Origin of the sequence: Phytomonospora sp. NPDC050363 (genome assembly GCF_040655735.1) — a bacterium.
In the GTDB taxonomy this organism is placed as follows: domain Bacteria; phylum Actinomycetota; class Actinomycetes; order Mycobacteriales; family Micromonosporaceae; genus Phytomonospora.
Genome location: NZ_JBFAKK010000027.1, coordinates 1 through 12,395 on the forward strand (window position 1 = coordinate 1; position 12,395 = coordinate 12,395).

12 protein-coding genes, 1 tRNA gene and 1 pseudogene are annotated in these 12,395 nt (G+C 71.5%); 7 read left to right on the plus strand and 7 right to left on the minus strand.

Features of this window, described 5'->3' with window-relative positions; all coding sequences use genetic code 11:
* Positions 1–89: 89 nt before the first annotated feature.
* Together AB0I28_RS38275 and AB0I28_RS38280 are read right to left on the minus strand one after the other, a co-directional pair.
* Positions 90–1,535, minus strand: coding sequence for a hypothetical protein (locus tag AB0I28_RS38275; RefSeq protein ID WP_357501033.1), 1,446 nt, complete (start codon positions 1,533–1,535; stop codon positions 90–92).
* 84 nt (positions 1,536–1,619) lie between these two features.
* Complete coding sequence (locus AB0I28_RS38280; protein ID WP_357501034.1) at positions 1,620–3,071, minus strand: integrin alpha; 1,452 nt, start codon at positions 3,069–3,071, stop codon at positions 1,620–1,622.
* A 134-nt stretch (positions 3,072–3,205) separates the two neighbouring features.
* On the opposite strand from AB0I28_RS38280, the gene AB0I28_RS38285 reads away from it, so the two are divergent.
* Entirely contained in the window at positions 3,206–3,511 is a 306-nt protein-coding gene (locus tag AB0I28_RS38285; protein ID WP_357501035.1) for a hypothetical protein, read from the plus strand.
* Positions 3,512–3,802: 291 nt separating this feature from the next.
* Here the strand turns inward: AB0I28_RS38285 and AB0I28_RS38290 are convergent, their stop codons facing one another.
* Positions 3,803–4,360, minus strand: a complete 558-nt coding sequence (locus AB0I28_RS38290) for a TetR/AcrR family transcriptional regulator (protein WP_357501076.1) — start codon at positions 4,358–4,360, stop codon at positions 3,803–3,805.
* A gap of 97 nt (positions 4,361–4,457) precedes the next feature.
* Between AB0I28_RS38290 and AB0I28_RS38295 the strand changes: the two genes are divergently transcribed.
* Positions 4,458–4,898, plus strand: a complete 441-nt coding sequence (locus AB0I28_RS38295; protein ID WP_357501036.1) for a DoxX family membrane protein — start codon at positions 4,458–4,460, stop codon at positions 4,896–4,898.
* Positions 4,899–4,971: 73 nt separating this feature from the next.
* Here AB0I28_RS38295 and AB0I28_RS38300 read toward each other — a convergent pair whose 3' ends face one another.
* The 3 genes from AB0I28_RS38300 to AB0I28_RS38310 all read right to left on the minus strand — a co-directional run bounded on the left by AB0I28_RS38300 (position 4,972) and on the right by AB0I28_RS38310 (position 7,180).
* Positions 4,972–5,433: a tRNA adenosine deaminase-associated protein gene (locus AB0I28_RS38300; RefSeq protein ID WP_357501037.1), complete on the minus strand. Its 462-nt coding sequence runs from the start codon at positions 5,431–5,433 to the stop codon at positions 4,972–4,974.
* 69 nt (positions 5,434–5,502) lie between these two features.
* Positions 5,503–6,018 (minus strand): hypothetical protein, encoded by a 516-nt coding sequence (locus AB0I28_RS38305; RefSeq protein ID WP_357501038.1) that lies wholly within the window; start codon positions 6,016–6,018, stop codon positions 5,503–5,505.
* Positions 6,019–6,049: 31 nt separating this feature from the next.
* Positions 6,050–7,180 carry a hypothetical protein gene (locus tag AB0I28_RS38310; protein ID WP_357501039.1) on the minus strand — a complete coding sequence of 377 codons (1,131 nt, stop codon included), beginning with the start codon at positions 7,178–7,180 and terminating at the stop codon, positions 6,050–6,052.
* A gap of 77 nt (positions 7,181–7,257) precedes the next feature.
* Here AB0I28_RS38310 and AB0I28_RS38315 point away from each other — a divergent pair, with 77 nt between their 5' ends.
* The 3 genes and pseudogenes from AB0I28_RS38315 to AB0I28_RS38325 all read left to right on the plus strand — a co-directional run bounded on the left by AB0I28_RS38315 (position 7,258) and on the right by AB0I28_RS38325 (position 10,860).
* Positions 7,258–8,187, plus strand: coding sequence for a prephenate dehydrogenase/arogenate dehydrogenase family protein (locus tag AB0I28_RS38315; RefSeq protein WP_357501040.1), 930 nt, complete (start codon positions 7,258–7,260; stop codon positions 8,185–8,187).
* 10 nt (positions 8,188–8,197) lie between these two features.
* Complete coding sequence (locus AB0I28_RS38320; protein WP_357501041.1) at positions 8,198–9,877, plus strand: DUF885 domain-containing protein; 1,680 nt, start codon at positions 8,198–8,200, stop codon at positions 9,875–9,877.
* A gap of 117 nt (positions 9,878–9,994) precedes the next feature.
* Positions 9,995–10,860: pseudogene (locus AB0I28_RS38325) on the plus strand (IS5 family transposase).
* On the opposite strand, the gene AB0I28_RS38330 reads toward AB0I28_RS38325, so the two are convergent.
* Positions 10,857–11,438: a GNAT family protein gene (locus AB0I28_RS38330; protein ID WP_357501042.1), complete on the minus strand. Its 582-nt coding sequence runs from the start codon at positions 11,436–11,438 to the stop codon at positions 10,857–10,859. The pseudogene AB0I28_RS38325 and the gene AB0I28_RS38330 overlap by 4 nt on opposite strands.
* Before the next feature lie 80 nt (positions 11,439–11,518).
* Between AB0I28_RS38330 and AB0I28_RS38335 the strand changes: the two genes are divergently transcribed.
* Together AB0I28_RS38335 and AB0I28_RS38340 are read left to right on the plus strand one after the other, a co-directional pair.
* Positions 11,519–12,187 (plus strand): hypothetical protein, encoded by a 669-nt coding sequence (locus tag AB0I28_RS38335; protein WP_357501043.1) that lies wholly within the window; start codon positions 11,519–11,521, stop codon positions 12,185–12,187.
* A gap of 90 nt (positions 12,188–12,277) precedes the next feature.
* Positions 12,278–12,353, plus strand: a tRNA-Arg gene (locus AB0I28_RS38340).
* Positions 12,354–12,395 lie beyond the last annotated feature (42 nt).

Consider the following 12,395-nt stretch of genomic DNA (forward strand, 5'->3'; position numbering starts at 1 on the left):
GTACAGTGCAGTCAGAAGGGCGTCCAGATCAGTCTTCACACACCGATCCTGACGCCCTTCGTCATGCCCACTAATTCCACATCAACGATCTAGGCGATGGCGAAGACGTTGAGGTCGTCGCCGGCCGGCCACGCGCTCGCGGCGGCGGGCCCGCCCGTGCGCAGGTCGCTCCAGCGCAGGCCGAAGACGACCGCGCCCTCGTCGGACCATCCGGGCAGGCAGAGCCAGTCCGGGGTGGACCCGACGACGCTGTGGTCGCCCCACGCGCCGGGCGGCAGTCCGGCACGGCCGGGCGCGATCCACAGGTCACCGTCACCGGGCACACCGTCGAGGGCGAAGACCTGCACGGCGCCGTACCCGGGGTGGACGTCCTCGCCGCCGGCCGAGGTGAGGGTGAGCGTCGCCGTCGCGGGGGTCGCGTAGGCGGCACCGTCGGTGCCGGTGAGGCGCACGGCGGTGCCGAACATGTCGTCGGCCTCCGGCTCGCCCTCGACGCCTTCGCCGGCCTGCGTGTACTCCCCGACCTGGCTCACCAGCCCGGCCGGTGACACGAACAACGTCTGCGCCATCCCGGCGTCGGCGAGCCCGGCCAGGTCCTCGCCGACGGCCGAGACCGCCAGCAGCGTCCCGGTCTCGCCGGCGCCTTCAGGCCGGTAGGGGATCGCCGAGAGGCCGCCGCCGAAGGCGTCGCCGGGCTCGGGAGCGTCGGAGACTCCCGCACTGTCCTGCCCGACGGTCGCCAGCGGTGCGAGGCTCGCGCCGGCGAAGCGGTGGGCGAAGACGGCCACGGCCCCCGACCCGTCGGCGCCCGCGCTGTTCTCGCCCGACACGCTCACGATCACGTGCGTCGGCGTGGCGACCACGGTCTCGCCGAACCAGTCGCCGGGCTCGGACTCGTCGGCGACGTTCGGCTTGTCCTGGTGCAGCGTCACGACCTCGCCGGCGCGCAGGTAGTAGACGTGCCCCTCGTCGGGGCCGTCGTTGAGGTTCTCACCGGGCGAGCCGATCGCGAGGTAGGGCTGCGTTCCGGTGAGGCCGGCGGCGAGCGAGTGGCCGAACAGGTCGCCGGACTCGGGGACACCGGGGAAGCCGGTGCTGTTCTGGGTGAGGATCTCGGTCGCGGCGGTGTTCAGGCCACCGCGGGCGCCGGGCAGGATCCACACCATCCCGGCGCCGGGCGCGCCGCCGGCGAGTTTCCCGGGACCGCCGACGACGAGTTCGTCGCAGCCGTCGGCGTCGCGGTCGTAGGAGGCCAGCGCGAAGCCGAAGAGGTCGCCGTCGGCGCCCGAACCGGGCACGCCGGAGGTCTGCTGGCCGATCGTCACGGTCGAGCCGGTGGAGGTGTAGGTGACCAGGACGCGGCCGCCGTCGGCGCCCAAGGGGGTACCGACGGCGAGGTCGCGCAGGCCGTCGCCGTCGAAGTCGTTCTCGGCGCCGGGGACACAGGCCGCCGCGTGGGCGGTCGCCGGTGCCGGGGCACCGACCATCGTGAAGGTTAAGGCCGCGGAGAGGATGAGAGCCGTTACGCGGTTCATGTCCGAAGTGTCGGCCGCGCACACGTCGGCGGCGCTAACGCCGTGTGCACGCGGCCGGAGGATCGCGTTGCGGGCCGGGTCGGCTCAGGCGATGGACCAGATCAGCGCTCCGGGGCCCGGCAGCGGCCAGGTCCGCGCCGCCGGCGACCGCCCCGCCAGCAGGTCGCTCCAGCGAACGCCGTGCACGGCAGGCGCGACGCCGTCGGGGAGGTGGCCTTCGACGAGGAGGTACTCACGCGATGAGCCGATGCGGGTGTTGCCGCCGATGGCGTTGGCGGGAAGACCGTGCGTGCCGGGCGCGATCCACAGGTCGCCGTCGCCGGGAGTCCCGGCGAGCCGGAAGACCTGGAGCGTGCCCATGCGCGGGTCAGGGCTCTCCGAACCCCTCGCAGCGACCGTGAGCGTCGTCGCCGACGGGGTCCCGTAGGTCGCGGTGCCGGTGTTGGTGAGCAGGACGGTGCGGCCGAACTCGTCGTCGGCGCCGGGCTCGCCCTCGACGCCCGAGGCGTCTTGGGAGTACTCGGCGATCTGGCGGTAGCCGCCGTCGGGAGCGACGTAGATCGCGTGGACCATGCCCGCGTCGGCGACCGTGTTGCTCCGGACGTCCTCGCCGGTGACCGACACGGCCATGAGCGTGCCGGTGCTGCCGCCCGCCGGCCGGTACGCAATCGCCGAGAGCTGGCCGCCGTAGCGGTCGCCGGGCTCGCCGGCGCCGGTGATGCGGTCGGTGTCCTGGTCGACGGTCAGGCGGTGGGTGAGGTGGCCGTCGGTGAGGCGGTGGTCGAAGACCTGGGTGGTGCCTTGGGAGCCGTCCTCGCCGGGAGCGCCGACGACGATGTGGGTCGGCGTGGTCGCGAGGGTTTCGGCGAAGCGGTCACCGAACTCCGGCACCCCCGGGACGCCGGCGGTGTTCTGGCTGACGCCGACGATCGTGCTGCCGCGCTGGTAGTGCACCATGCCGGCGTTGTTGGTCCCGGCTGCGTGGGTCTCGCCCGGCGAGCCGATGGCGAGGTAGGGCTGCGCGCCGAAGTTTCCCGCCGCGACGGAGTAGCCGAACTGGTCCTCCGCCTCGGGACTGCCCGGGAAACCCGTGGAGTTCTGCGTGAGGATCGCCGTCGCCGCGGGGTTGAGGCCGCCCGCCGCGCCGGGGATGACCCACACCATCCCCGCGTGGGGCTGACCGCCGGCGAGTTTTCCGGGGCCGCCGACGACCAGGTCGTCGCAGCCGTCGAGGTCGCGGTCGTAGGAGGCCAGCGCGAAGCCGAAGAAGTCGCCGTCGGCGCCCGAGCCGGGGACGCCGGCCGTCTGCTGGTCGATGACGACCGTCGCGCCGGAGCTGTAGGCGACCGTGACGCGGCCGCCGCCGGTGGCGAAGGGGCTGCCGACGGCGAGGTCGCGCAGGCCGTCGCCGTCGAAGTCGTTGTCGGCGGCGCTCGCGCAGGACGCCGCGTGGGCCGGGGTGGGGGCGACGAGACCGGCGGCGGTGGCGAGTGAAGCGGCCAGCAGTGCGGCGGCGGTGGTGCGGGCAGCGGGCATGTTCGCGGCCTTCCTGGCGGCGGGCGTGGGGCAGGGCAATCAAAACCCCCCGCCGGCGCGCCCGGCAAGGATTCGGGCGAGGTCTGCCCGATCGGCACGGCCGCAAGGGCAGCGGGTGTGGAAACGCTCCCGCGATGACCGCCTACACAGGACCCGCCGAGCTGTGCTGGTACGCCAACGCCCACTTCCGGCCGGGCGTGCCCGTCGACCTGCGGGTCACGGAGACGCCGGAGGGGTGGGACGCGGTGCTGCGCCGCCGCGGGGATGGGGAGGAGTTCGAGTTCCTCTTGTTCCTCGGCGCGCCGCACCAGCTGGTGTTCCCCGACGGGAGCGAGTTCCACGTCGTGGTCGACTCCGACGAGTGCCGCGAGGTTCCCGACACGCGTCCGGCGCCGGCGCGCTCGCGGTGGCTCAGCGTGGAGGCTTGGGTGGGGGACTGAGGGGCGGGGGTGGTACCTGCGACCTCCGCCCGGCGCCGCTTCGGAACCGTGGGGCCGCCCATGCCGCCTCCCACTTCTGACAGTAGGGGGGCGCCAGGCGTGGGTGTAAAGGGCAAGCTCGTCCAGCCTGTGGATAACTGACCGGTTGTGGACAACGGCGAGCGCCGTCCTCGCCTACGCCCGCGCACCATCCGGCGACCGGACCGCGACCGCGCGCCCGACGCACCGACCACGACCGCACGCCGCGCCCCAGCCCCACCGAGCGCCCGCAACCCAGCCCTCCGCCCCACCTCACCCCCGCAACAGATTCCTCAGCACCGGCCGCGCCGCCTCGACCGCGTCCTCCCCGACCCGGTCAGCGATCGCGCCGCTCAGCCACAGCGCGGCGAAGCCGTGCGCGATCGACCACGCCGCCAGCCGCATGTCGCCCGACGCGCGCTCGGGCGGCACGGCCTTCCGCAGCCCTTCCTCCAGTGCCGTCGACGCGCGGTTCTCGGCGGCCTGCAGCTCGGGGTCGTCCGACCGCAGGAGGGCCGGCTGGAACATGACCTCGAAGTGGGCGCGGTGGCCGGTGGCGAAGCGAACGTAGGCGACGCCGGCTTCGAGGAAGTCGTCGGGAACGGAGTTGAGCTCGTCGGCCAGCAGCTGGAAGCCCTCGGTGGCCAGGGCGGTCAGCAGTCCGGCCTTGTCGCCGAAGTGGTGTGCGGGCGCGGCGTGGGAGACGCCGGCGCGGCGGGCGAGTTCGCGCAGGCTCCAGCCGGCGGGCCCGGACTCGGTGATGGCCTCGGCGGCGGCGTCGAGGATGGTGCGGCGAAGGTCGCCGTGGTGGTACCCGCGGGTGCTGCTGATGGTGATCACTCCTCGATCCGGACAACTTGACACTGACAAGATACCGCGTTATGGTCGGCATTCAACTTGCCAATGACTAGATTAGCTCGGAGTGACCATGGCGCCCCTCATCGCTCTCATCGGCGGCTTCGCCGTCCTCCGCGTCCTCGGCCTCGCCGGCGTCGACGCCCTCGACGGCTGGCAGCCCGCCGTCCGCGGCGGCCTCGCCCTCATGTTCTTCATGACCGGCGTCGCGCACTTCGTCGGGAAACTGCGCGCCGACATGATCCGCATGGTCCCGCCGCGACTGCCGAACCCCACCCTGCTGGTCAACGTCACCGGCGTCCTCGAAATCCTCGGCGCGATCGGCCTGCTCATCCCCGCGACGGCCCGCTTCGCGGCCATCGGCCTCGCCCTGCTGCTCGTGCTCATGTTCCCGGCCAACGTCTCGGCCGCCCGGCGTGAACTCGACTTCGGCGGCCGCCCCGCCACACCGCTCCCCCGGCGCACCGCCGAGCAGGTCCTCTACGTCGCCGCCGCCGTCCTCGCGGCCCTGTGAGAGCACGCGAAGGCACGGCACCACTCCCACACCGGGGCGGTGCCGTGCCTTCGCAAATATCCGGGCGGCGAACCTAAGGCTCGCGCAGTTCCTCGATGTCGTCGACGATGCCGAGCCCCGAGGCGACCTCCGCGGTGACGTCGGACGGGAGCATCCCGTCCTTCGCGCACAGCGCGAGCAGCGCGTCGGAGGACACGCCGAGGTCGGCCAGCAGGTCGGACTCGCCGACCGGGTCGGCGTCCATCTCCACCGGCTCGCCGTCGGTCACGTCGGCGAGGAGGATCCCGCCGAGCCGCGACGAGTCGGCGAACTCGGCGTCCGAGGAGAACAGGCGCAGGTCCTCGCCGTCGTCGAGACGCAGCACCGTCAGGTACTCGTCGTCGGCCTCGACGAAGGCGAGCGACACGTCCGCGTCGTCGGCGACGTCGCGCAACCGGTCGGCCACCTCGTCGATGTCCTCGACACCGTCGAAATCAAGTTCGTGAGCGGTCCACTTAGTACCAGTGCGGACCGCCGCGACAGCAAAGTAAGTCATTCACCCACCCCCGACGGGATGCTTATCACCCGCACCGGCGGGCACCCGGAAAGGCGCGCCGACACGAGTTCACCAGAGGATCCAATCGCCCTGGAGCGCATTCAGCTCCACGACGAGCCCCGCGACCCCGAGGGCCATGCCGCTGACAGCGGCCACCCCGGCTGCGGCGCCACGGTCACCGTACCGAGCCAACAGAAAAGCCGCCAGCCAGGCGACGAGTGCTGCGACCGCTGTCACCCACACGTACACCGGCAGCGTCGTCGCGAGCAACCCGGTGATGAGGAACCACAGGCACGCGACACCCGCTCCCGACCAGATTCCGGCCGGCCCGACGCGCAGCGACTCGCGGTACTGCGGACGCGGCGGCTCCGGCGTCCAGGTGAACGACGGCGTCAGCGGCGGGCGCTTCGGTTCGACGCCACCCGGCCAGGTCGTGGGCCCGATCCGCCCGGTGGTGCGGTCCGGGCCCCAGGACACGGGCCGCACGTCGACGGCGGGCACGGGTGCCCGGTTGCCGTTGGAGCCGGACCTGTCGGGCGGCGTCCAGCCGGCACCGGCGGGTGTCGGAGCGTCGTGGGCGGCCATGTAGGGAATCGTAACCAGGCTCGGCGAGCGCCTACGGCCGGAACAGGGCGAAGGACCGCTGCTTGACCGTGCGGTTGGCGAAGGTGAGGAACTCCCCACCGGCGGCGAGGGTCTCCCCGGAGGCCGCAAGGGTCCACACGCCGACCGCGGAGTCGCTCCACGGGTCCCAGCCGGTGAGTTTCCCGTTCGAGTCGACGGCGAGGAACTTCAGGCGCTGCGCCTTGTCGCCGTCGAGGCACGCGCCGAAGTCGCCGGTGTTGGGACTGGAGCAGACGTGCTCGAAGTGCCCGCCGGCGTAGAGGGTGCCGCCGATCGAGGTGACGGTCTGGACGTCGCCGTCGGTGGTGGTCTCCCAGCGTTTGCTCCCGTCGTAGTCGAAGGCGATCAGGCGCCCGCCCTGCCCGCCGACGGCGGCGTAGACGCGGTCGTGGGCGAGGTGCACGTCGTAGACGATCGAGGTCATGCCGGGCGCGAAGGACGTGTCGAGCGCGCCGGTGGACTTCGAGACGGCGGCGAGCTTGCGGGCCGTGGCGCCGTTGACGCTGGCGAAGGTCCCGGAGATGTAGAGGCGCTTGGCGCCTGGCGTGACCGAGCGGACCGTGCCGTCGGGAACGGGCGCGAAGGCGCTGAGCGTGTCGGTCGACAGGTTCCAGGCGGCGAGGTTGGTCCGCGACTGGCTGTCGACGGTGCTGAAGCTGCCACCGGCGTAGAGCACGCCGTCGCTGACCGCGAGAGTCCGGACGTTGCCGGACACGACGTGGCGCCAGGAGTCGAGCTCACCGGAGGTGAAGCGCGCGACGCGGCGGCGCTTGGCGCCGTCGACGGTCCCGAAGTACCCGCCGGCGTAGAGCTGCGACCCGCTGACGGCCAGGGCGTGCACGCTCCCGTCGACCTCCGGCGCGAAGGGGAGCAGAGCACCGGTGCGCGCGTTCACGGCGGCCAGATGGTCGCGGTAGTAGCGCTTGCCGTCGGCGTTGGCGATGCTGAAGTCACCGCCCAGGTAGACCGTGTCGCCCATGAAGGCCACCGCCCGGACCGGACCGTTGAAGGAGGCCCCACCCTGCACCGGCACCGACTGCACGGCGGCGAACGCCGGCACAGGCGCGACGCCGAGGGCGACGACGAGAACCAAGAAGAAGATCGACCATTTGCCGCGCGCCACGTCAGCTCCTCACGCACCGGAAGTCACGAGTGTGTCACGGCAAGTGCTCGCCGGAGGGGATATGAGAGCCTGTGTCGATGCGTATCGGCGTCATCGGACTCGGGCTCATCGGCGGATCACTGTTGCGGGCGCTCAACGCCGCCGGTCACGAGGCGACGGGATACGACAGCGACCGCACGACGCGCCTCGCGGCCGTCGCCAGCGGCCTGCGAACCGTCGACACTCTCGACGGCTGGCGCCCCGACGTGACCGTGCTGGCCGTCCCGCTGCCCGCCGTCGAGGCGGTCCTCGCCCGGCTCAAGGACTACGACGGGCTCATCACCGACGTCGTGTCGGTCAAGCAGCCCATGCGCGAGCGCCTCGCCGGCGCGCGCTTCGTCGGCGGCCATCCCATGGCTGGCAAGGAGACCAGCGGCTTCGAGCACTCCGACGTCGACCTGTTCGCACACCGCGTGTGGGCGCTGTGCCTCGACGAGGAGACCCGGCTCGCCGACTGGCTCACCCTCGCCGGCCTCTTCCTCGAACTCGGCGCGCGGGTCGTGCCGACCACCGCCGCCGAGCACGACGCGGCCGTCGCGGCGATCAGCCACGTCCCGCACCTGCTGGCCGCCGCGCTCGTCGAGGCAGCCGCCGGCCCCCTCCCGCGCGCGCTGGCCGCCAGCTCCTTCCGCGACGGCACCCGCGTGGCACTGACACGACCCGAACTGGTCGGCGCGATGGCCGGAGGCAACGCCGCGGCCGTCCGCGAGGCCCTCGACCGGACCCTCGCCGCGCTCGAAGGCGCCCGTGACGCCCTCGACGCCGACGACCCCCGCGCCGCCGTCGGCGAGTGGTTCACCCCCGCGTGGGAGAGCCGCCGCAACTGGCCCCCCGCGCCCGGTCCGACCCTCACGATGGCCGTCGACCGCGAACGGCTGCTGGCGCTCGGTCGCGCCGGTGGATGGGTACATTCCATCGAAGACGATCGTCATATTACGGTGATGCGCCCCGCCGCCAAGGTGCCGTAGTGTCGCCGCCATGAGACGTGTTGATGAGATCGCCGACAAATACGTTGAGGAGTCGATCGCGCTCAGCCCGATCACCGCGACGTACCAGGGCGTGTCCGGCCAAGACCACGAACTGGACGACTTCTCCCCCGCCGGGCTGGCCGCCGAGGCCGATCTGACCCGCCGCACCCTTGCCGACCTCGACGCCGCGACCCCCGTCGACGAGCGCGAGCAGGTCGCCAAGGACGGCATGGTCGAGCGCCTCGCCCTGTCGCTCGAACGCCACGACGCCGGCGACGCGGCCGACCTCAACGTCATCGCCAGCCCTCTCCAGGGCATCCGCCAGATCTTCGACCTGATGACGATCGGCAGCGAGGAGCAGGCCGCCAACATCGCCGCCCGCCTCGGCAAGGTCCCCGAAGCCCTCGACGGCTACCGCGAGACCCTCCGTGAGGCCGCCGCCTCCGGTCGCGTCGCCGCCCTCCGGCAGGTCCGGGAGTGCGCCGACCAGTGCGACAACTGGAACGGCGCCGGCGGCGACGACTTCTGGGCCGGGCTCGTCTCGCGCGTCAACGTCGACGGGTCGGCGCCCATGGGCGCCCTCGCCGGCGACCTCGCGGCCGGCGCGGAGGCCGCCCGACGTGGTGTCGCGGAGTTCGGTTCCTTCCTGCGCGACGAGCTCGCCCCGCAGGCGCCCGAGAGCGACGCCGCCGGAGCCGAGCGCTACGCGCGCGCCTCCCGCTACTTCCTCGGCGCGGCCGTCGACCTCCAGGAGACCTACGAGTGGGGCTTCGCCGAGCTCCACCGCATCGAGTCGGAGATGCGCCGCGTCGCCGACAAGATCGTCTCCGGCGGCTCCGTCGACGAGGCCGTCGCCGCCCTCGACGCCGACCCCTCCCGCCACATCGCCGGCAAGGAGGAGTTCCGCGACTGGATGCAGGAGCTCGCCGACCGCACCGTCAGCGAACTGGCCGGCACCCACTTCGACATCCCCGAACCGATCCGGCGCATCGAGTGCTGCATCGCGCCGACCGCCGACGGCGCGATCTACTACACCGGCCCGTCGGAGGACTTCACCCGTCCCGGCCGCATGTGGTGGTCGGTCCCCAACGAGGACGAGGGCTTCTCCACCTGGCGCGAGGTGACCACCGTCTACCACGAGGGCGTCCCCGGGCACCACCTCCAGGTCGGGCAGACCGCCTACCGCGCCGAACTGCTCAACCGCTACCAGCGGCTGATGCTGTGGTGCTCCGGGCACGGCGAGGGCTGGGCCCTCTACTCCGAGCGCCTCATGGACGAGCTGGGCTACTTCGACGACCCTGGCGCCAAGCTCGGCATGCTCGACGCGCAGGCCTTCCGCGCCGCGCGCGTCATCGTCGACATCGGCATGCACCTCGAACTGGAGATCCCGAAGGACAACCCCTTCGGCTTCAACCCGGGCGCGCGCTGGAACGCCGACCTCGGCTGGGACTTCATGCGCGGCCACTGCCGCATCGACGACCCCATGCTGCGCTTCGAGCTGTCGCGCTACCTCGGGTGGCCGGGTCAGGCGCCGTCGTACAAGGTCGGCGAGCGCATCTGGCTCCAGGCCCGCGAGGACGCCCGGGCCCGCAAGGGCGCCGGCTTCGACCTCAAGCAGTTCCACACCGACGCGCTCAACCTCGGCGCGCTGGGTCTCGACCCGTTCCGCAAGGCGATGGAGCGGATCTAGGGTTTCCCGCCTGACGCACGCGACGCCGCCGCCCCTTCCCGGGCGGCGGCGTCGTCGTGGATGCCGGGGGGTGCGGTCTAGGGCGTGTTTGCAAAGGGGTGGGATGATGGGTGGGTGATTCGTCGGTATGAGTTGTCGGATGCTGAGTGGGATGTGCTGGCCGGGCTGTTGCCGCCGGTGATGCAGGGTGGTCGGCCTCGCCTGGATGATCGGCGGGTGTTGAACGGGATCGTGTGGAAGATCCGTTCGGGTGCTCCGTGGCGGGATGTCCCTGATCGTTATGGCCCTTGGCGCAGTATCTATGCGCGTTTTCGCAGGTGGGCGCTGGATGGGACGTTTCAGCGGCTGCTTGCGGGGTTGCAGGCGCGGGCTGATGCGCGTGGTGACCTCGACTGGCTGGTGAGCATCGATTCGACGATCACGCGTGCTCATCAGCACGCGGCTGGCGCTAAAGGGGGCGGAGTGATTCGGGCGAATCGGTTCACGCCATCGGACGATCCCGTGGTGGATTAACCACGAAGATCCACCTGGCTGCTGACGGGAACGGGCGTGTCCTGTCCTTTGTGCTCTCGGCGGGCAACGTCAATGACTGCACCCGCTTCGAACAGGTCATGGACTCGGTCAGCATCGCCCGCATCGGACCGGGGCGGCCCCGCACCCGACCCGACCACGTCATCACCGACAAGGGCTACTCGACCCGCGCCATCCGCACCCACCTGCGCAGACGCGGCATCTCCTGCACGATCCCCGAACGCGCCGACCACAAGACCAACCGCGCCCGCCGAGGCAGCCGCGGAGGCAGGCCGCCAGCCTTCGACCAGCAGCTCTACAAGAAACGCAACGTCGTCGAACGCTGCTTCAACCAGCTGAAGCAATGGCGCGGCATCGCCACCCGATACGACAAGACCAGCCAGTCCTACCAGGCAGCAATCACCCTCGCCGCCATCCACCAATGGCTACCCACCTTTGCAAACACGCCCTAGCGGAGGTTGCGGAACTCGTCGACGGTCATCCCGAAGATGATGAGGTCCTGGTGGCCGCTCTCGTGGAAGACGGCCTTGCGCAGGCGGCCCTCCATGACGAAGCCGAGGCTCTGGTGGAGGCCCAGGGAGGGTGCGTTGTCGCCGTGGACCTCGGCCTGGCACTTGGTGTAGCGGCGCTCGCCGAACATGTAGCGCTGGACGATGCGGATGGCCTCGGTGGCGTAGCCGCGCCGCTGCTCCTCCCGGAAGATCCCGACGCCGTACCAGAACACCCCCGAGGTCGGGTCGAGGCGGTTGGTGCAGATCGAGCCGACCGGCCGGTCGTCGTTGATGTCGGCGATGACGAGCCACATCTCGTCGGAGGACGGGCGGGTCGACTGTTCGAGGGCCCACTTCTCGTAGCCGGCGTTGGAGCGCGGCGGGTGGACGCGGTCGCCTAGGCGCTGGCTGGTGGTGTTGAGGTCGTTGTCGCGGAAACGCTGCCATTCCTTCGGTTCGAGACCGCGAAGGCGGACCCGCCGCCCCGTCCAGATCGAATCGTGCACACCGATGGCCGCGTACTGAGAGGAGGAGGTCACCAGCGTAGTGTCCCAAGCCCGTCAAGCGGGCTTCGTCTCACCGGTGGACAATCCGGGTCTGGCCTGGCAACACTTGTGCCATGTCATTGCCTCCCCACATCATCCGAGCCTCGGCCAAGCTGATCTCCGCGCACAGGGGGGAGGCGGGCCTGTCCTTCGTGTACGCGCCCGGGCTCTCGCTGCCCGGAGGGGACGCCGAACTCGTGGCGGTGTGGGACCGCGACGAGCTCCCCACACCGCCCGCCGTCGGCGACGTTCCCATCAACTACCTGCGGGAGAGCGACTTCGCCGCCGCCGTCGACGCCCTTGAGGAGGGCGACGGGTGGCGTGGGCTCGACTCGCCCGTCAAGACCGTCGCGGGCTTCGCCTACGGCGTGATGCTCTCCGACCGCTCCGGCGCGGGGACGAAGGCGCGCGGACGCGTGTCGGTGTTCCCCTACCTGCTCACCGACCGCACCGAGGCGGCGCTGTCGGCCGAGGCGGCGGCCGTCGCCGCCGAGCTGGCGGAGTGCACCGACGGCTGGGCGCGCGCCCACCTCCTCGACGAGGCCCTGCACCGCGCCTACGTCGCGTGGTTCGCCTCCCACCAGCGCTACTGGCCGGGGCGGACGCGCCGGTACGAGTGGGTGGAGCACTTCGGGCTGAGCGCTGAGGTCGCCGAACTGGAGCACGGGATCTGGAACACCTCCGGGGCCGCCGGGCAGGCCGAGCTGTACGCGGGGTTCGTGGAGAAGATCCTGAGCGACTGACGTGCGGTGGGGCACAGTGCTTAACCCGCTCGCGGGGCGCTGCGGGGACCGGTTAGTATTAGCCGGTCGCCGCCGCTGGGCGGTGAAGCTGCGCCCGTAGCTCAACGGATAGAGCATCTGACTACGGATCAGAAGGTTAGGGGTTCGAATCCCTTCGGGCGCGCCAGACGGACCGCCCTCCGCTTGCCGGGGGGCGGTTTTTCGTGTC